At 50.9% G+C, this 19693-nt stretch carries 17 protein-coding genes and 1 pseudogene; 6 read left to right on the top strand and 12 right to left on the bottom strand.

All coding sequences use genetic code 11. The annotated features are described in order from the left end of the window. Positions 1-2 precede the first annotated feature (2 nt). From UNDYM_RS28335 to UNDYM_RS28315, 5 genes are all read right to left on the bottom strand, one after another. On the bottom strand, positions 3-1355 hold the full coding sequence (locus UNDYM_RS28335) for a hypothetical protein (protein ID WP_162044145.1): 1353 nt from the start codon (positions 1353-1355) through the stop codon (positions 3-5). A 79-nt stretch (positions 1356-1434) separates the two neighbouring features. Next, a complete protein-coding gene (locus UNDYM_RS28330) occupies positions 1435-2484 on the bottom strand; it encodes a hypothetical protein (RefSeq protein WP_162044144.1) in 1050 nt (349 codons plus the stop codon). A 413-nt stretch (positions 2485-2897) separates the two neighbouring features. Further along, positions 2898-4259 carry an 8-oxoguanine deaminase gene (locus UNDYM_RS28325; RefSeq protein ID WP_162044143.1) on the bottom strand — a complete coding sequence of 454 codons (1362 nt, stop codon included), beginning with the start codon at positions 4257-4259 and terminating at the stop codon, positions 2898-2900. A gap of 24 nt (positions 4260-4283) precedes the next feature. Then, entirely contained in the window at positions 4284-5672 is a 1389-nt protein-coding gene (locus UNDYM_RS28320; RefSeq protein WP_162044142.1) for a nucleobase:cation symporter-2 family protein, read from the bottom strand. A gap of 645 nt (positions 5673-6317) precedes the next feature. Further along, on the bottom strand, positions 6318-8075 hold the full coding sequence (locus tag UNDYM_RS28315; protein ID WP_162044141.1) for an allantoate amidohydrolase: 1758 nt from the start codon (positions 8073-8075) through the stop codon (positions 6318-6320). A 208-nt stretch (positions 8076-8283) separates the two neighbouring features. On the opposite strand from UNDYM_RS28315, the gene uraH reads away from it, so the two are divergent. Continuing rightward, positions 8284-8637: a hydroxyisourate hydrolase gene (gene uraH / locus UNDYM_RS28310; protein WP_162044140.1), complete on the top strand. Its 354-nt coding sequence runs from the start codon at positions 8284-8286 to the stop codon at positions 8635-8637. Between the two features lie 19 nt (positions 8638-8656). Here uraH and UNDYM_RS28305 read toward each other — a convergent pair. Continuing rightward, positions 8657-9594: pseudogene (locus UNDYM_RS28305) on the bottom strand (LysR family transcriptional regulator). A gap of 362 nt (positions 9595-9956) precedes the next feature. Between UNDYM_RS28305 and UNDYM_RS28300 the strand changes: the two are divergent. The 3 genes from UNDYM_RS28300 (at position 9957) to UNDYM_RS28290 (ending at position 13294) form a co-directional block, all read left to right on the top strand. Then, positions 9957-11189 (top strand): urate hydroxylase PuuD, encoded by a 1233-nt coding sequence (locus tag UNDYM_RS28300; RefSeq protein WP_162044139.1) that lies wholly within the window; start codon positions 9957-9959, stop codon positions 11187-11189. A 20-nt stretch (positions 11190-11209) separates the two neighbouring features. Next, positions 11210-12433, top strand: coding sequence for an ArgE/DapE family deacylase (locus UNDYM_RS28295; RefSeq protein ID WP_162044138.1), 1224 nt, complete (start codon positions 11210-11212; stop codon positions 12431-12433). 117 nt (positions 12434-12550) lie between these two features. Further along, positions 12551-13294 carry an ABC transporter substrate-binding protein gene (locus UNDYM_RS28290; protein ID WP_162044137.1) on the top strand — a complete coding sequence of 248 codons (744 nt, stop codon included), beginning with the start codon at positions 12551-12553 and terminating at the stop codon, positions 13292-13294. 135 nt (positions 13295-13429) lie between these two features. On the opposite strand, the gene UNDYM_RS28285 is transcribed toward UNDYM_RS28290, so the two are convergent. Then, complete coding sequence (locus UNDYM_RS28285; RefSeq protein ID WP_232063624.1) at positions 13430-13681, bottom strand: SlyX family protein; 252 nt, start codon at positions 13679-13681, stop codon at positions 13430-13432. Positions 13682-13807: 126 nt separating this feature from the next. Here UNDYM_RS28285 and UNDYM_RS28280 point away from each other — a divergent pair, with 126 nt between their 5' ends. Further along, a complete protein-coding gene (locus UNDYM_RS28280; RefSeq protein ID WP_162044136.1) occupies positions 13808-15187 on the top strand; it encodes a glycoside hydrolase family 18 protein in 1380 nt (459 codons plus the stop codon). An 8-nt stretch (positions 15188-15195) separates the two neighbouring features. Here UNDYM_RS28280 and UNDYM_RS28275 read toward each other — a convergent pair whose 3' ends face one another. The 4 genes from UNDYM_RS28275 to UNDYM_RS28260 all read right to left on the bottom strand — a co-directional run bounded on the left by UNDYM_RS28275 (position 15196) and on the right by UNDYM_RS28260 (position 17872). Continuing rightward, the gene (locus UNDYM_RS28275) at positions 15196-16017 is read right to left on the bottom strand and encodes an NIPSNAP family protein (protein ID WP_162044135.1); all 822 of its coding nucleotides are present in this window, start codon (positions 16015-16017) and stop codon (positions 15196-15198) included. A 113-nt stretch (positions 16018-16130) separates the two neighbouring features. Beyond that, positions 16131-16448, bottom strand: coding sequence for a hypothetical protein (locus tag UNDYM_RS28270; RefSeq protein WP_162044134.1), 318 nt, complete (start codon positions 16446-16448; stop codon positions 16131-16133). 36 nt (positions 16449-16484) lie between these two features. After that, positions 16485-16847, bottom strand: a complete 363-nt coding sequence (locus UNDYM_RS28265) for a type II toxin-antitoxin system PemK/MazF family toxin (RefSeq protein ID WP_162044133.1) — start codon at positions 16845-16847, stop codon at positions 16485-16487. Beyond that, positions 16844-17872, bottom strand: a complete 1029-nt coding sequence (locus tag UNDYM_RS28260; RefSeq protein WP_197740959.1) for an alpha/beta hydrolase — start codon at positions 17870-17872, stop codon at positions 16844-16846. The genes UNDYM_RS28265 and UNDYM_RS28260 overlap by 4 nt, the downstream gene beginning before the upstream one ends. Positions 17873-18131: 259 nt before the next feature. On the opposite strand from UNDYM_RS28260, the gene UNDYM_RS28255 reads away from it, so the two are divergent. After that, complete coding sequence (locus UNDYM_RS28255; RefSeq protein ID WP_162044131.1) at positions 18132-19151, top strand: HDOD domain-containing protein; 1020 nt, start codon at positions 18132-18134, stop codon at positions 19149-19151. Between the two features lie 157 nt (positions 19152-19308). On the opposite strand, the gene UNDYM_RS28250 is transcribed toward UNDYM_RS28255, so the two are convergent. After that, positions 19309-19629 carry a hypothetical protein gene (locus UNDYM_RS28250; RefSeq protein ID WP_162044130.1) on the bottom strand — a complete coding sequence of 107 codons (321 nt, stop codon included), beginning with the start codon at positions 19627-19629 and terminating at the stop codon, positions 19309-19311. Between the last annotated feature and the right edge of the window lie 64 nt (positions 19630-19693).

The following is a 19693-nucleotide window of genomic DNA, read 5'->3' as shown; positions in this document are numbered from 1 at the left end:
GCTTAATTCATCACGGCAGCAGCACTGCTGCGCTGGCGTTTTATTTTTCGACATAATTTTCGCACATCCTCATCCGAGTCATAGGGCAGTTCCTCCAGAATTTCATCGGACAGCACTTGATTGTCGTTCAATAGTCCTACCAAGTCCCGTCTGTGTATTCCACAATTCATGTTGTAATACATCGCTTCCAGTGGTGCCTTGCTATCAGCCACGGGATTGGCCTTGAATATGGCGATGATGCCTTGTATCAGCAAATGCACTTCATCAAAATTCTTTGCTCGCCCTATTATTTCCACCAACATTTCAGCATCTCCGGCCTGATAGTTACTGACGAGCAGATGCAGGTACTCACAAGGGATACGCTCTTCCTGTATTTTCTTCAAAGCCAGGGCACGTATGTCAGCACCAGAAAAATGGCTAAGCGCGAGCACTGCATTATTCACTGCCATAGTCTGATGATTTTTTTTACCGCTCGCAATTTTTAGCAAAGGCGCATAATCAAAAGGAAATCTGGTCGCATAAAAAAATCGCAGGTATCTGAATTTTCTGATTTTGTCTTTTTCGTCGAGAAAATTTCTGGCAACGGCAATTATCTCCTGCTGCTTCATCCTGAGCGTACGGTCGCGATTAAACCCGACGCGCTTGCTTGGACGATTGACAAGCTCTTCTATATCTTTCACTGTATAAGCTGAAGGTATTTTTCTGCGAATACGCTTGAAGGGTGTAATTGAAGATATTAATTTGAAATAATTCTGGATGTAGGTATTCTCTTTAGCTGCCTTCTCGAATTCTGTAAATACATTCAGCGCAGGATTGGCCTTTTGAAAATCATCTATATTCCAGCGATACTCATACCATGGCCATTCATCTTCAGGAAGTCTGCCTATCTTGTCAGCCAGCTTGAACAAGCCTTGTAATCCATCCATCTTCAAAATTTGTTCTTCCCCACAAAACTCATAATCGTCATGAAAAGATTTGTCGAAGCGTTCAAGAAAAATTTCTCTGGCATCAAGATTCCCATCCTGATAGAAATGCAGGGCGAGACCGCATAATTGATCCAGATTGCATGCTCCAGATTTTTTATTTTTAAGTTTTTGCAGCAAGGCTTTTTCTATCAAGGCCCTGTTCTTGGCCCGTCTGATCAATGGATACAAATAATCAGCTCTGCTGCCTTCAGATGGAGCATCATTTGCGAGATTTCTGACGGATGCGGCAATGAGTTCTCTGGAAAAATCCAGCTGCGGATACGCCTTCATGAGCAACATCGCTCTACCTGTTCCCAGGTTCAGGGAATGGAAAAACTGTTTTTGCAGCTCTGTAATTTCAGATAAATCTGGAAAATTATTTTTCACCATGCAGGATTAAATTTTGTTCTGGTTTAAGTAAACTTTTTTCAAAATCTTAAAGTCATAAAATACTCATAAATCAGCATCGTTAACTCTTCATTTTGGAGCGAGAACGTTTTATGCTACGGGATAATTTTCGTAAGTCCTCATCGGTGTCATAAGCAAGTTCTTCCACGATTTCCTCAGACAAGACCCCATTTCCATTTAACAGATCTATCACATTCCATCTATGTATTGCACAATTCATGTTGTAATACATCGCTTCCAGTGGTGCCTTGCATTCCTTATCCGGATTCGCGTCAAAAACGTCAACGATACCTGCTACCAGGTTATGTATGTGATGAACATTGTCTGAACGTTGTATGATCTCAAGTAAAATTTTCGCATCACCTGCTTGATAATTATTGATCAGCAGTTTCAGGTAATCCCAGGGTGTCTTTTCACTGGCAAATCTTTTTAATGCAAGTGCACGGATATCATCGCCTTTGAAATGACTGAGGGCATTCACTGCATGCATTATGCGGCGATTTTTCTTCACGTTCCTGCCGCTTGCCAACTTCAGCAGGAACCCGTAATCAAAAGGGAATTTTGTTTGATAAAAAAAGGGGAGGTATTTGTATTTTCTGTTACCGTCTTTTTCAGCAAGAAAATTCCTGGCGACTTGTTCTATATCTGCCTGTGTCATTCCTGAAATGTGCGAGGCCCAGAAGCGGGGAAAGCGACCTGCTTCATCAATCATTTTTTCAATTTCTGCCACTGTATAAGGGATAGTTTTACTACGTCTGTATTTTTCCCTGGGTTCAGCAGACAAGATCAGATCAAGATAATTTTTGATCGCTGGATTTTTCTCTGCGGCCTTGGCCAATTCTGCATAGACATCGACAGACTTGTTCATCTCTTGAAAATCATCGATGCGCCAGCGGTCTTCGTAATCTGCTCTTTCATGTTCTGGGAGTTGTCCCACTTTTTCAGCAGCCATGATCAGGCCTGCCATACCTTCAATTTCCAGCAACACATCTCTAGCATACAGCTCATAGCCATTGCTGAAAGTTTTTTCAAACCTGTTTAACAAAGCCTCTTTCGCTCCGGCTATGCCAGCCTGATGGAAATACAGGACGAGATCGCTTAACTGATCCATGCCATAGTCATTGCTTTTTTTGACGCTGAATTTTTTGATGATAGTACGAATCAGCTCATCTTTTTGCCGTGACCGCCAGATCAGGCTGTACAGATATACGGCCCTGCTGCCTTCACATTGTCTGTCATAGGCGAGGTTATTGACAGTGGCAGCGAGTATATGTGCAGAGAAATCTATTTGCGGATGCGCTTTCATCAGCAACATCGCCCTGCCTGTTCCCAGCTTCAGGGAATGGAAAAACTGTTTTTGCAGCTCTGTAATTTCAGCTGGATTTAATGGAATCTGTTTTTTCATGCATGAGTTATCAAAGTCAATGACTCAAGCATACCACCAAGTTCTGGATACACGAAAATTGTATGCTGACAGCGGTACTTTTTATACCACTGTCAGCATCTGGAGAGAGCAAGATCAGTTCAACGTGCGGCCTCAGCCAATTGATGGGCAAGACGATTATGTCTTTCCATCACTACTGGTAAATCTATAGAAGTTATTTGACCATCACGCACCACGACACGACCATTGATGATGCTGTAAGCCACATCCGATGGTGTGCAAAATACCAGGGCTGCAACCGGGTCATGCCAGGCACCGGCATAACCTATTTGCTTCAGGCTGAACATGACAATGTCTGCCGACATGCCGGGTTTAAGTGCACCTATGTCGTCGCGGTTGAGTACCTTGGCACCACCCAAGGTAGCGACTTCCAGCGCCTGTCTGGCTGTCATGGCATCGGGGCCGAAACCCACGCGCTGCAGGAGCATGGCTTGCCTGACTTCGCCCAGCATGTGGCCGGAATCATTCGAAGCACAGCCATCGACACCGAGACCTACATTGACACCGGCATCAAGCATCTTGCGTATGGGTGCGATGCCAGACGCCAGGCGCATATTCGAGCAGGGGCAATGGGCAATGCCAGTGCCAGTGCGGGCGAACATGTAGATGCCATCATCATCGAGTTGCACGCAGTGCGCATGCCAGACATCATGGCCTACCCAGCCGCAGTCTTCGGCATATTCTGCCGGAGTCATATTGAATTTCTCACGGCTGTAGGCGATGTCATTGGCATTTTCTGCCAGGTGGGTATGCAGCGAGACGCCATAGCTGCGTGCCAGTGTTGCTGATTCACGCATGAGATCGCGTGAGACAGAAAATGGTGAACACGGCGCAACGACGATGCGTTGCATGGCGTGGCGGCTGCTGTCGTGATAAGTCTCTATCAGGCGCTGGGTGTCGCGCAGTATGCTGGCCTCGTCCTCCACCACACGGTCTGGCGGCAGGCCGCCTTTTGACTGGCCCACACTCATGGAGCCACGCGCCGCATGAAAGCGCATGCCTATCTCTTGCGCTGCCTGCAGGCTGTGATCAAGCTGGCAGCCATTTGGATAGATATAGAGATGGTCGCTGCTGGTGGTGCAACCAGACAGGATCAGCTCTGCCATGGCGGCCTGAGTCGATACCTGCGCCATTTCTGGTGTCAGGTTGGCCCAGATAGGGTAGAGATTGGTCAGCCAGTTGAACAGCTCACCATTTTGTGCCGCGGGTATGACACGCGTCAGGCTTTGATACATATGGTGATGGGTATTGATGAGGCCGGGCATGACAACATGATCAGCCGCATCAATGACTTCATCCGCAGTTTGTGGCAAGTCTGCACTTGTACCCACCTGCGCGATGACATTGTCGATGATGTATACCGCACCATTGCTGATTTCACGGCGCGTGTCGTCCATGGTGACGACAACGCGGGCATTTTTGATAAGTAAGCTGCTGGTCATAAAAAATAAAATAGCAAATAAAAATTAATGGTCGGAGCTGTGGGCCGCAGCCATGGCAAATGCCTTGGCTTCAGACTCAGCACCCTGACCGTTGAAAAACAGATTGAGCGTCACTGCCGCAATGGTGGCCAGCAAGATGCCGCTATCGACTATCGTGCCCAGCCAGTGTGGCAAGTGTGAAAAGAACTGCGGTGCCACCAGAGGGATCATGCCCGCCCCTATGCTGACGGCAACGATGAACAGGTTATGACGCTGGTGATTAAGACCCGCATTGCCGAGTATCTTGATACCGGTGGCCGCCACCATGCCAAACATGACTATGCCTGCACCGCCAAGTACATACACGGGTATCGATGCCGCCACATGCGCCATTTTGGGGAACATGCCAAACGCCACCAGGATCACACCTGCAGCCGCACAGACGTAACGGCTGCGCACTCCAGTGACACCCACCAGGCCTATGTTTTGTGAAAACGAGGTGTAAGGGAAGGTATTAAAGACACCGCCTATGACTGTGCCAAGGCTGTCAGCCCGCAAACCATTCGCCAGTTCTTCATTGCTGATGCGCTTGCCGGTAAGTTCAGACAGGGCGAGGAACATGCCCGTTGATTCCACCATGGTGACTATCATGACCAGGCACATACCTATGATGGCACCCAGGTCAAAGGTCGGCATGCCATACTGGAAGGGCATGATGAAGGCAAACCAGCCTGCTTCACCCAGGCCATCAAAACTGACCTTGCCCAATGCCAGCGAGACGACAAAACCCAGCACCATGCCCAGCAAGACCGAGATATTACCCAAAAAGCCGCGCAAATAACGTGTCATGAGCATGATGGAGACCAGCACAAAGAAGGCGATCGCCAGGTTTTCAGGTGCACCATAATTGGGATTGGGCTGCATGGATTTGCTGGCCGCATCAAAGATCATCGGTTGCCCGCCCGCTGCCCAGTTGATACCCACGCGCATGAGAGTAATGCCTATGACGGTGATGATGGTGCCGGTGACCACAGGCGGGAAAAACCTGACAGCCCGGCTCATGAAGGGAGTAATGATGAGACCAAAAATACCGGAGGCGATGACCGCCCCATAGATACTGAGTATGCCCAGGCTGGGGTTACCCGCCATTGCCACCATGGGGCCTACTGCCGCAAAGGTGACGCCCATCATGACAGGCATGCGTATGCCAAACTTCCAGATACCCAGGGCTTGTATCAGGGTCACCAGGCCGCAACAGAATAAATCGGCATTGATGAGGAAAGCTATCTGGTCTTTGGGTAGGTGCAGGGCACCGCCGATGATGAGAGGCACGGCTATCGCCCCGGCATACATCACCAGCACGTGCTGTATGCCCAGAGTGAATAATTTTGCTGCTGGTAGCTTTTCATCTACCGGGTGTATCGCTGTTTGCATCGTCTCTTCCTTGCTTGATGGTTTGGTTGTGACACATCACTGCTGGGTTCTCTGACGGAACTTATTCTCAGTGATGGCTGAAATTGCACATACTGGAATGCTAAAGACTAAAGCGACTGGTAATCGAAATGAGGGGGAAATGCATCATGTGCAAGACTCCTGGTTTGCCTTCATGACGATGATGTCGTCACGAAGAGCGGCTACAAATACAGCCGAAACATAGTGTCCGACTGCGCTTTTTACTGCTGCCTGACGAAATGCAACCTCCATGAACTGGAAGAAGATATCTCGTCAGGATTGATCTGCGTCGTAAAAAAATGCCGGTGAAGACATATTCTTGCGTCGCCTCAAACCATGCAGCGTTATCAAGCGCAAACATGGCAGCAGGCTCAAGCTCAGTCTTGGTCCTGCATCAGGTCTTCATTGCGAAGCTGATGCAGGCAATACTGAAAGTGGCGCCAGAAATCCTGGTTTGTTGAACTGAAAAACTAGACCTCTCAACACAGAGGCACGGAGACACAGAGGGGCACAGAGAAAATCTTTAGAACATTTATTGAGAAAATACACAAATAAATCTGCCCTTCCTCTGTGTCCCTCTGTGTCCCTCTGTGCCCCCTCTGTGTCTCTGTGGTGAGCTCTTAGGTCTTAATCCCTACTCTTAAAATTCCTTAAAAAATCGAGCAAGATTTGGGCCGAGACTTCTGCGTCGTCGGCGCTCATGGTTTCCAATGGGTTGTGGCTGATGCCGCCGTTGCCGCAGCGGGTGAACAGCATGGCCACATCGGTCATTTTGGCTATTGCCATGGCATCATGGCCTGCACCTGATGGCAATTCAAAAGCGGGCAAACCTGCTCTTTGTGTTGCTGCTGCCAGTTGCTGCATCAGCCATGGGGCACAAGGCGCTGCCGGGGCGGATACGGCTTTGACTACATTCACTTCAATATTGCGGCGCTGGCAGATGGCTTCTATCTTTGCGAGGATGTCATTCACCGCAGCGTCACGGGTGGCATCGTCAGCAGCGCGGATATCGAGCGACAGATTGCAGGAGCCGGGTATCACATTGACCGAACCATGCGGCACCTGTAACTGGCCAACTGTCCCTACCAGGGACGTGCCATTGGCACAGCGCTGTTCTACATACAAAATGATTTCTGCAGCAGCGGCCGCTGCATCCTTGCGCATGCTCATCGGTGTGGTGCCAGCATGGCTGGCGACCCCTTTGAGTTGCACCTGATAGCGGCAACTGCCAGCGATGGAAGTAACTATGCCCACCGGTAGGTCACGGCCCAGCAAGACCGGCCCTTGCTCTATATGCACTTCTACATAGCCCAGTATCTGTGCAGGGTCACGCGCGATGGCCGCGATTTGTTTGACATCATGCCCGGCGGCAGTCAGTGCCTCACGCATGCTGATGCCGTCAGCATCTGTCTTGTCCAGCAAGGCCAGGTCAAACTGGCCGATGATGGCGTTACTGCCCAGGAAAGTGCTTTTGAAGCGCACACCTTCTTCTTCAGAAAAACCGATGATCTCGAAATTGAAGGGCAGTTTTTCATTTTTTTCGTTCAGGTGCTTGACGATGGCGATGGGTAACAGGATGCCTTCACGGCCATCGTATTTGCCGCCATTGCAAACGGTGTCATAGTGGGAGCCAGTCAGCAGGGTCTTGGCATCGGTCGCATCAGACAGGTAGCGGCCAACGACATTGCCGACTGCGTCGATATGCACATGCATGCCCGCTTCACGCATCCAGGCCGCCAGTTGCTCTGCGGTTTTTTGGTGCGCGGGTGTCATGTAGGCGCAGGTCAGGCCATCTTCATCATCGCTCCAGGCGGCCAGGGTTTCTGACCATTGCATGATGGTGTTGCCAAATTGCAGGGTGTGTTCGAGCAAATCATTCAGGCGCAGCTCAGCGATGCGACCTATCTGGCGCAGGCATTCTGCCAATTCGTCTGCGCGCTGGTTTTTAAAGCGGCGCTGAAAGGTGGCGATGATGGCTTCCCGCGTAAAACCCTTGCCATCTGGCCCTTTGACAGCAAGGATGAAGGGGAAGCCAAACTTGCTGTTGTAGTCGGCATTGAGTTTATGCAGGATCGCGAATTCTTCGGGGCTGCAATTGGTCAGGCCTGCCTTGGCTTGCTCACCAGTCGATTCACGGGTCAGTTCGCCCGCGATGGCGGCCTTGCCTGCCAGCTCGGGATGGGCACGGATCAGGCCCAGTTGCTCTGCCTCTGTCGCCTGGCTGACTACGGTTTGCAAGGCCAGCTTGAGTGCCGTGATGCTGGCAAAGGGGCGGCTGGCCGCTGCCCGCTCGGGTATCCAGGGCGAATGCTCATAGATACCGTGCAGGATGTGCACAAAGTCTTGCGGGCTACAGTGGTTCAGGTGGTCCAGAGTTGTCGTCATGATTGCTCAGGCATTTGCCTGTTATTGTGCGTATTCATTAATGTGACCGGTATCATCCCGGCATGATGATGAAGCTTAAAGCCTAAACCTGCCTGCAATGTGCTGCTGTCTTCATGATCTGTATATCTTCGATAGTATATTGATAGACTGCTGGCAGTATAAGATTTGGCTGATAGCGCATTTCAAGTCATCAATATAGGAGATCAATATGGGAAAGCTCAGTACACATGTGCTGGATATCACCGTTGGCAAACCCGGCGTGGGTGTGCAGGTGGAGTTATATGCCGTCAATGCAGGTGAGAAAACCCTGCTGAAGACAGAGACCACCAATAATGATGGCCGCTGCAATGCGCCTCTACTGGAAGGCGATAGTCTCAAGACTGGTCTGTATGAGCTGGTGTTTGCAGCAGGTGACTATTTCGACAAGCAGGGCGTAGACCTGCCCAGCCCCAAATTCATAGACCGCGTGACCCTGGCTTTTGGGGTGGCTGATGCCAGCCAGAATTACCATGTGCCACTGGTGGTGTCGCCATGGGCGTACTCGACTTACAGGGGTAGCTAAACCCCTGCATAACTCAGGATTATTTGGACATCAAAGACTTGGCTGCCTGGGCTATCTGCTCGCGCAGCCATCTGTGTTCTGGTGAATGATGCACGCGTTCATGCCAGAGCTGGTAAAAACGCAGTGGCGGGAATTTGATGGGGATGGAAAAAGTCTTGAGTTGCAGGCTTTTCTCATAAAAGCTCAGGTATTGCTTGCCTGTCGTCAGCACCATGTCGGACTGCGTCAGCATATGCGGCATGAGGCCAAAGTAGGCCGATTCGACAACGACATTGCGGCGCAGGTGCTGGCGTTCCAGATGGGCATCGATAACGCCGTGATAGCCGGACAAGAGTTGCGAAGGCGCGACATGCGGCAGGCTCAGGTAGTCTTCCAGCGTCATCTCGTCGGTGCCGGTGCGCTTGGCATACGGGCTGTCGGCACGCATGGCGCAGACGATGGGGTCTTCAAACAGCTTGGACAGGTGCAAATGCTGCGGTGGCTCATCCCAGTTGGCGATGACGAGGTCAAGATCGCCGTCAGACAGGTGGCGCACATAATCAACTTCCGCCCCAGGCCATGGATAACGATACGGCTTTTGGGTGATTCACGGCGCAGGCGCTCCACCACGCTGGGCAGGAATTGCACGTGCAGGGAATCTGGTGCAGCGATGTGGAAGGTCTTGCTCTCTTGCTGGGCTACGAAAGGGACTTTGCGTTCAAACAAGAGCTCGGTTTCATCGAGTATGCGCTTGGCAGGCTTGAGCAGGGTTTCACCATGGGGTGTAGGCACCATGCCGCGACCACCACGCACCAGCAATTGGTCACCAGTCAGCTCGCGGAGTTTGCGTAGTGAGGCAGAAATCGAAGGCTGGGGCTGGTTAAGCTTCAAAGCCACGCGGGAGACGTTTTTCTCACTGAGCAAAAGATACAAAATGCGTATCAGATGCAGATCGAGATGATTGGGTAGTTGTGCCATGCTGATGCCTGTCTTCAAACGTATATCGAAATCCGTATTTTTAATATACTTCGTTTTCAATGAAGTTTGTAGGGAAAAAGTTTATCGTTACCAGACTTCACCAAGTTTTTTGCTATTAATGCTGGACTTTCATGATCCAACATTACCTGCCCTTGGTCTAACTGCGGTAATGGGAGACATTTGCAGCAGTTGGATGCATTTTGTGGTTTTTTAGCACTCACATCGTGAATAATGGGAAGGTATATTCCTTAATAACACCGGTCGCAGCGGAGCTTCGGTTCGCGACCACTTTGGGATATTTTTATATCCCTCTCGTCTGAAGAGCCCGCGGAGGCAGACGAGCTTCTAACATGAGAGAAAACATGGAAGCTTTTTTACTTGCGTATGGCACTGAGTGGCTGAACCTGATCGTCCGCTGGCTGCATCTGATCACCGGCATCGCCTGGATAGGTGCATCTTTCTACTTCGTCTGGCTGGACAATAATATCCGCCCGCCCAAGCCTGGTTCTGAACTGGCCAACAAGGGTGTGTCTGGCGAATTGTGGGCTGTGCATGGCGGCGGCTTTTATAACCCGCAAAAATACCTGATCGCCCCCAAGGAATTGCCGGAAGAACTGCACTGGTTCAAATGGGAAGCCTATGTCACCTGGCTGTCTGGCTTTGCGATGTTGTTCATCGTGTATTACTTCAATGCCTCTGCGATGATGATAGACAAGTCCGTCGCTGACCTGACGAGCTGGCAAGCCATAGGTATTGGCCTGGGAACGCTGCTGGTGGGCTGGACTGTGTATGACCTGCTGTGCCGCTCACCGCTGGGCAAGCGTGAAGGCCTGCTGGGCATCATCATGTTCGTGTTCATTGTGGCGACAGCTTTTGTGTTGTCGAAATTCCTCAGTGGCCGCGCTGCCTATATTCACGTTGGTGCCATGATAGGCACGATGATGGTCGGTAATGTGCTGATGCTCATCATCCCCGGCCAGCGCAAACTCGTCGAAGCCATGCAGCAGGGTAAATCGCCTGACCCCATCCACGGCCAGAAAGCCAAGCAACGCAGCGTACACAATAATTACTTCACCCTGCCGGTGCTGTTCATCATGATCAGCAATCATTATGCAATGACGTATAACCATGAATACAACTGGCTGGTGCTGGCGACCATCATGGCGGCGGGTGTCTTGATACGTCACTTTTTCAACCTGCGCCACAAGGGTATTACCAACTGGGCTTATCCATCCGCAGGCGTGGCTTTATTGCTGGCAGTGGCAATTGCGATTGCCCCCAAGCCACCAGCGAAAGTGGCAGCGCCTGACCCGGCTCTGTCGGCGGCAGAAGCAGAAAAGGCCCAGTTCACTAAAGTACAGGGCATCATCCAGCAGCGTTGTGCGTCTTGCCATTCAGCCGCACCGACCCAGCCTGGCTTTGCTACTGCACCTGCTGGTATCAAGCTTGATACACCAGAACTGATCAAACAGAATGCGGTCAAGGTCAATATGCAGGCAGTGCAACTCAAGGCCATGCCTATAGGGAATATGACGCAAATGACGGAAGAAGAACGTGCAGTCGTCGGTGCCTGGTTCCAGGCTGGTGCCAAATAAATCAAGAAAGTGAACAGACTATGAATAACTACGAACAACTCGATGCCTGGATAGACAGTCACTTTGACGAGCAGGTCAAATTCCTGCAAGAACTGATACGCGTGCCAACTGATACGCCACCCGGCAATAACACCCCGCATGCAGAACGCACCGCCGATCTGTTGCAGGACATGGGTATCAGCGCAGAAAAGCATGCTGTACCAGACAATGAAGTCAAAGAAGCAGGCCTGCAAAGCATCACCAACCTGCTGGTACGCCGCCAGTATGGCCCGGGCAAGACTGTGCTGCTGAATGCCCATGGTGACGTGGTGCCACCTGGCGAAGGCTGGACCAAGAACCCTTACGGTGGTGAAATAGAAAACGGCAATATCTATGGCCGTGCCACGGCTGTCAGCAAATGCGATTTCTCGACTTACACTTTTGCCCTGCGCGCCCTCGAAGCAGTGGCCAAACCAACAGCAGGCACGCTGGAATTGTTATTTACCTATGATGAAGAATTCGGTGGCGAAGTCGGCCCCGGCTGGATGTTGAAACACAACTTGATCAAGCCTGACCTGATGATAGCCGCAGGTTTCTCTTACCAGGTCATCACGGCGCATAACGGTTGCCTGCAAATGGAAGTGACGGTACATGGCAAGATGGCCCATGCAGCAATCCCTGATTCTGGCGTTGATGCATTGCAGGCAGCGGTGAAGATATTGAATGCCCTGTATGCGCAAAACACTCTCTACAAACAAGTCACATCGAAAGTAGAAGGCATTACCCATCCTTACCTGAATGTGGGCACGATAGAAGGTGGCACGAATACCAACGTCATCCCTGGCCGCGTGACGTTCAAGCTGGACCGCCGCATGATACCGGAAGAAAACCCGGCAGAAGTCGAAGCGACTTTGCGCAAACTCATCAGCGATACGGCAGCAGATTTGCCTGGCATCAGCGTCGATGTCAAACGCATCTTGCTGGCAAATTCCATGCGTCCACTACCGGGTAATACACCTTTGGTGGAGGCGATACAAAAACATGGTGGCGCAGTATTTGGTGAGGCCATTCCTGCGCTGGGTACGCCTTTGTATACCGATGTGCGTTTGTTCTCGGAAGCGGGCATACCTGGCGTTATCTATGGTGCTGGGCCACGTACCGTGCTGGAGTCCCATGCGAAACGGGCGGATGAGCGTTTGAATCTGGAGGATTTACGCAAAGCCACCAAGGTCATTGCGCGTACGCTGCAAGATTTGCTGAAATAAAATAGCAAGACTGCACATGGATTTATCCGGCTTTGTCGGCTAGGATGTAGAAGATGTTTGTAGGTATTGAAAAGCTGTTCGGGCAACTTTTAATGAAATCACATTTGAGAGACCAGGATGAACAACAAAGCGAACAACAAAACTCTTTTTCAATTCTGTACGCTAGCCATGCTGGCTGTTGCTACGACCAGCCAGGCTGACGACAAGATCGTTCTTAACTACAATGTGCGGCCACCTTATATCGTCGAAGAGCCTGATGGTTCTGCATCAGGCTTGACGGCAAGCCCGGCAGCTAATGCCTTCAAAAGTGCTGGCGTGGCATTCACCTGGGCCAAGGCGCCTCCCAACCGCCAGCTTGCCATGGTGCAGGAAAACACACAAAAAACCTGTGCCATAGGCTGGTATAAAACCGAAGAACGTGAAGGTTTCGCCAAGTTCAGTAAAGCGCTGTACCGCGATAAACCTGCTGTCATGATCGTCAATAGCAGTTTCAAGATCAAGGACAATGCCAAGCTGGAAGAAGTATTGACGATGCCGGGCATCAAGGTACTCATCAAGGAAAAATTTTCTTACGGCCATTACATAGATGCGGCACTGGGAAAGATCAAACCACAGACGGTAGTTTCCAATGGCACCAACACCCAGATGCTGCAACTGGTTGCCAGCAAATCTGCCGACCTGATGTTTGCAGCACCAGAAGAAGCAAATTACCTGATTGAGCAATCCAATATGGCGAAGGACAAGTTCAGCCAGTTCAAGGCAAGCGATATGCCTGACGGTGGGGAAAGATATCTTATTTGCAGCAAGAATGTGCCTGACGAAGTGATGGCAAAATTGAACAAGGCGATCAGTTTTAAATAAACCCCTTGCATGCACAGGGGAGTATTGCAAGACAAAGTGTATGGACTACCTACATGGCACTGCAATACACCCCGCATTTCTTAGCTGCTGGTGAACTACTGGTGAAATAAAGCTAAAAGACCCTGGCGATTAGCATCAATAATGCGGCGGCCTCTCATCCACCACGGCAGTACGCTGGCTGGCAGCCACTGCCACTTCCCTTAGACGGGCAGCCATCGCTGCACACAGCGCTTCAAGTTCATCGATTTTCTTTTGCTGGCGATATACCTGGGTATTCAGAGTATCGACCAGATCATCCTGACGGGTCAGGCGTATTTCCAGGTCTATCAGTCTTTCTTCTGTCGTCATGATGCGGCTTTCTGTGAAATCAGGCCTACAGTATGCCATACCAGTCTGGTATTTTAGTGGACTGGTATGTCTGTCTGAGAAGCTGAGCGTGCAAGTGGTATGTTCCAATTCGATATCGCATAAAAACCTGTTGACCAGCTTTGTCCCTGATTGCATGCTATGCGAATGAAAATTGCCAAACTCCCATCACGTCTCTTATTGTCATGCCTGTCAGGCATACTGGTCTTATGTTCCGCGCCTGCCGTTCAGGCAAAGGATGCAGGCAAGCCTGTGGTCATGGCTTATTACGCACTCGGCAAAGATGACATCAATCATTATGACGAGGGCAAAACTGCATTCCCTGTTGTTGCGATCACGCCAGAAAAAGCACGCATGCTCACGCATTTGAATTTCTCGTTCCTGACGCTCAGCGAAGATGGCAAATGTGCGCTGGAAGAGGGAACAAACTTGCAGGCAGCAGGCAAGATATTTCGCGAATTGCAAGGCCTCAAAAACTATAATCCCGCTTTACGTTTGCAGTTTTCCATAGGTGGCTGGGCTTATACCAATGATGACAGCCCCACGGTAGCGCGTTACCGCCAGGCCGCTGCGACAGTTGAAGGCCGCAAGAAACTCGCGCAATCCTGTGTGGCTTTCATGCGTGAATATGGCTTCGATGGACTGGATCTGGACTGGGAATATCCACGTGCAGAAGATGCGCAGAATTTTGTCGCCCTGCTCAAGGAAATACGCCAGCAGTTGAAGGGCGCCAGACAGAGTAATCAACTTTCTATTGCCGTGGCGGGTGGTGCTTTCAGTATGGCGCGCACTTATCTGCAACTGCCACAGATTGCAGCGCAGGTTGATTACGTCAATCTCATGAGTTATGACTTCAATGGTGCGTGGGAAAAGCAGACCAACCATAACGCACACCTGTTTGGTGACGCACCTGAGCATATGTATGACAACCCCTTGCGCAAGCTGACATTCAAACCGGCGCTATCGCCAGCAGAACTGGAAAAGCGCTTTCCTGCACCTATGGCTCTGACGGTGGATGCGACGGTGCAGCAATACCTGCGTGCCGGTGTACCTGCCAGCAAACTTGTGCTGGGTCTGCCATTTTATGGCCGTGCCTACTTTGCGGTAGAAGCCGGCGAAAGCCATGGCCTGTATCAAAGCCATCAGACACTGGCAGGCGATGTCTATGCAAGCGACCCGACGCTACTCACAGGCTGTGATGCCTGTATCGCCCGCAAAGACCCACGCACGCCTGGCTATGCTGAAATCAAAAAACTGCTGGCTGCCAATCTCGGTTACAAATCCTATTTCAGTAAAGAGACCAAGGTGCCCTGGATTTATAACGCGGATAAGAAAATTTTTATCAGCTATGACGATGAACAATCATTCACTTATAAAGTCGCCTACCTGAAGAAATACAAATTGGCAGGTGCCATGTTCTGGCACCTCGGGCAGGATGATGAAGAGGGCAGCCTCTTGCGCAGTCTATACAAGAACCTGCATGAAAAGACTGCAGAAGTTGATCTGGCGGGTGGGATGCATTATTAATGCACATATCAAGGCAAAAGCGAACGCGACGCTGGTTCCAGCATGATGATCTCAGGCCAGCCTTGCAATGACTTATACAGGTCAGCAAATGCCTGATCCCGCCACAGCGCGTCTCCGGCTAATTTTGTCAGACAGGATTCATAAGCTGCACGGTCTGCATAGGAAGCAAACCAGACGAATACATTCACATTCTCACGCACGGGCAGGCGCTCAAAGGTATTGCGGCTTTTTTCAGTGACAAAACGTCCCATGATATGTGCCCCATGGCGCTCAAACATGGGCATCAAGCGTTCATTGAATTTGCTGATGAAGTCTGGCGTCACTTCCTGCGCGAAATGGTAAACCGTTGCCACCACGAAGCCGTTACGTGGAGTTGTACTATCAGGTGCAGGCCTGATACGCGAACCCGGCTTGAAGCCACTGCCAGCGGAGGCAGGGCGCAGCAGCAGCACATCGTCGTTATCGTACAAGGTCGCATTGGCCTCGTTGCGGTAAGTCTGCCAGGTCTGGCCTGAATAAAAATCCGTCAGCGTCTGCTTGCGTGCTTCCATATTGGGAAAGCCACGCAACCAGGTATAACGATAGGGATCGTTAATATCGCGAAACTGACCGAGCACACGTATGCCGGTTTCTTCCTGGCTTTCTATGAAGTGCTTCTCAAACAGTGAGATCAGTACATCCCGTTTGCCTGGGTAAGTCACATACTGGCGCAGCTCTATAACATTACAGCATTCACCGCTGGCGTCATTGTCAACCCCTTCAGCAGCGATGGGCGTAGTGACTGCTCCCAATAGTGCAGCACCCATCAGGGCAATGGCAGAGGTGTTCATTTGCTGTTCTCCAAGACAATTAATCGCGTAACCAGAAATGATTAACGCCGTGGAGACCAGCATAAACTGGTATTAGGACAATTCAAGTCCTAATGAGAAACAAGATTTAAAAATCAATCTGCAACACAACACAGACATGATTGTTTCCATTTTGCATAAGTCAGGACAGAAATCAGTTTTTGCAGGAATTGCCTTTCACCTGCTTGCAGGTCGAGTAGCAGCAAAGGCAACAAAGAGCTTAAAGCCTGTTCTATTTCATCTTCGGAAAATGCCTGGTCTTCGAAGAGATTGGAAATGCGGTGTAAAAAGGAAATATCTGCCCTTTTCAATAAACGGGCAATCTGCGGCAATTCATCAAACTCTATCCCACCTACGATATCCGGTGCGTCTTTTACTTTGCTGCTTTTGCCAACTACGAGGTCGTAAGCCATTGCTGAGCCTTTTATATTTTTGCACCAGGTTCAGAATCAGGTTTCGAAAAAAGTCCTTTGCTGAAACCTGATACCCGCCAGTATCTGCATGACCCGCTCATCAGACAAATGACCTATGAACTCGCCGAGCTGATTTTTAGGGATGGAAGATATCTGTGACACCACGACCACGCTTTGTTTGTCCAGACCAGCTTCGCCCAATTCCAGCATGACATTACCCGGTTCGGTCACGCGCTTCAGATTGCTGGTCAGGGCGCATATGACGGTGGTAGTGACGCGCGACTGATTGAAGACATCATCCTGTACGACTACATGCGGGTGTGCCAGGCCAGCAATAGTACTGCGTTCTTCATCAGGGCTGGCCCAGTAAATGTCACCGCGCTTGATCTTGTTTGTCATGGAATGGTCTGCGCCGCAACGAGCGGCTTGATGAAATTATCAACAGCGGTGGTATACCCATTATCCAGCCCCAGATTTTTATTGATTTCGGCATGACTCAGGCTTTGCGGCAGCAGCATGGCCTGCATACCCAGTGACCTGGCCTTGTCGATGAACACACCCGCCTGGGCGCAGGGCTTGTCTGGCCTGATGCTGGAGCACACGGCCACAAAGGGGGCTGCGGCCTGTTTCAATTGCAGGGTGGGTGAACTGGCTTGCCAGTAAGCGGGATCAGAACCAAAGGCTTCATCATAGAAGCGGTAATGCTTTTGTCCCATGATCTTGTCGATGTCATAAGCGGCGCTGTCCAGCGCAATGGTCGCCAGCCAGGCAGAGGCGCCTGCCCTGGCAGCAATGGATGGGTTGCTGGCCAGCAGGGCAACCAGGTGCGCCCCGGCGGAATGGCCCATGATGATGAAGCGCTTGCCCGACCCGCCCCATTCTGCCGCCTTGCTTTGCGCTGTTGCCAGGGCTTTGGCGACATCGTCAGCCTGTTCCAGCGGTTTGATGTCAGGCAACATGCGGTAATTGATGGAGACGAAGATATAGCCCTGGGGCAGCCAGTGCGCGGCCTTGTTCTCGACCACGCCACGTGCGGTCTTGCTGCCTATTTTCCAAGCGCCACCATGTACCATGAAAATGACAGGCATGGATTTTTGCGCGGCAGCATTGGCGGGCAGATATACGTCCATGGTCTGGCGCTTGTCACTGCCATAGGCAATATCTCGCAAGACTTTGGTACCAGCTGGCAGGCCTTGCGGTGCCAGGTCTGTTGTTTCTGCCTCAGTCATTTCATTTTTTTCTGCCGCCTGCTCAGCCCGTTGCTCTTTTCTTTCCTGCCGTCTTTCCATGATTTTGTCGCGCAGGGTGCCAGCGTTGGCAGCAGTCGAAGCAATAAGGGGCAAGGCGAGCAAAAAGCCCAGGCAAACGGCTGTCGCTTGCAAGGCATAGCGGGGCGGGGTGGTCATATCGGCAGGCTTGGGCATCATGAAACTCCTTAACATCAGGGCGGGACCAGCATAAGCCCTTATCTTAAAAAATCCGGCGCTAGTTGCACTAGTCTATTTATGCAACAACTTGTAAAGCAAAGTAACATTATCGGGGCAAGTACGTGTTGCAGGCGTGGATGCAAGACCGGGTTTATGCGAATATAGCAGGCAACCACTACAGGAGTGCTTCAGACATGATGACAACTGTCTTGCTGTCCCCCTTCGTTTTTGTTTGCCACTGCCAGCAGGAGGCAAGGTGCTAGGCTTGCTGCGCAATTTATGCCAGCGGCTGGGCATAGGTTCTGCTGCGGCTGATGCAGAAGCACTGCAGGCAGCCACTGTCTTCAGCGCACCTGAAGATATCGTCGCCGAAGAAGGGGCCTGGCAAGCTGGCTTTGATGTCGATTCGCGGTTTTACCCGTGGCTGCTCGGTGCTTATGGCAAGCAGGTACAACATGGCTCAGATAAACCACTACTGATTGCACTGGAACGCCTGGTCAGGGCCGACTTTAGCGATGCCCGCCATATCCCGCGCGTACCCAGCGTGCTGCCGCAGTTGTTGAAGAGCCTGCGCAATGAAAATGTCTCTGGTGATGAACTGGCCAGCCATATTGGCAGGGATGTGAGCCTGGTCGCCGAGATCATCTCTGAAGTCAACAGCTCTTATTACAGCCCGGCAGACAAGATCAGCAGCCTCGACAATGCGATACGCCTGCTCGGCATCAACGGCCTGCGCCTGCTGGTGGCGCGCACGGCTTTCCGCCCGCTGATACAACTGCAGTCTGGCCGTATCACTTGCGTGGTTGCACCGCTGATCTGGGAACAGTCAGAAAAATGTGCGCAGGCTTGCCGCCTGTTGGCGCAGGAGCGCGGGCTTGATGGCTTTCATGCCTATCTCGCCGGTCTGGTGCAAAACATCGGCCTGATCATTGCGTTTCGCAGCCTCGATCAGATCATGGTGGCACCGGTCATGCCACTGGCGACGGAATTTCGCCTGCGCTTTTTACACATGGCACATATCCTGTCTTACCGCATCGCCAAGGAATGGGATTTTCCTGATGCCGTCATGCAAGCCCTGAAAGACCAGGTCAGCCATGATGGCCCGTTACAGGATCTGGGCCTGGTGTTGAAGCAGGCGGGCGACATCAGCAAAATAAGATTGCTGGTGAATGCCGCTGTCATCAGTGACGACGATGAAGACCTGCACCTGGCTGCAGACGCAGAAATGCAGCGCTGTTTTACGGCGCTGCATGTACAGGAGAAGGATGAGGCCTAGAGCTTATTTTCCTGGCCCATTTTCAAAACAAAAACTTCCTGAAAATATAGAAAATCTTTGTTTTAAAAACGGGCTGTCGTCAAGAAAAAAACCGCTTGCAGACTCTGGCATCCCGCGCGTTTCTGGCGATTACTATCGCGCAAAAAACACATGCTGATCAGCCCTGGATATTTTTGCGAGCGGCTTTTTGTGCCACTTGCTGACGCTGGAATTTTTCAGCTTCATCCATCGCCAGTTTTTCTTCATCAGTCATTCTTTTGGCGCTGATCAACACAGTTTGCATTGCGTTTTGTGTGGCGTCATACGCCATTTTTTGCTCTTCAGTCATACGTTTTGCAGAGATCGTTACGCTAGCGATATTCATGCTTGCTTCTGCTTTGCCTTGAGTGAAAGCAGCAGTGATTGCCAGTGCGCCTGTCAGCAATGCTGTAGAAAGAATCAGGCCAGATTTAAATGTGTTGTTGATAGTGTTTTTCATTTCGTTTTCCTCTTTGTGGTTGGTTGATGTGTGTACTTTAGAGCTTGCGCTGTCAATCCGCGAG

The sequence above is a fragment of the Undibacterium sp. YM2 genome (genome assembly GCF_009937975.1).
Taxonomy (GTDB): domain Bacteria; phylum Pseudomonadota; class Gammaproteobacteria; order Burkholderiales; family Burkholderiaceae_D; genus Undibacterium.
The sequence above is the reverse complement of the archived record's forward strand: the minus strand, read 5'-3'. Positions and strand labels throughout refer to the sequence as shown.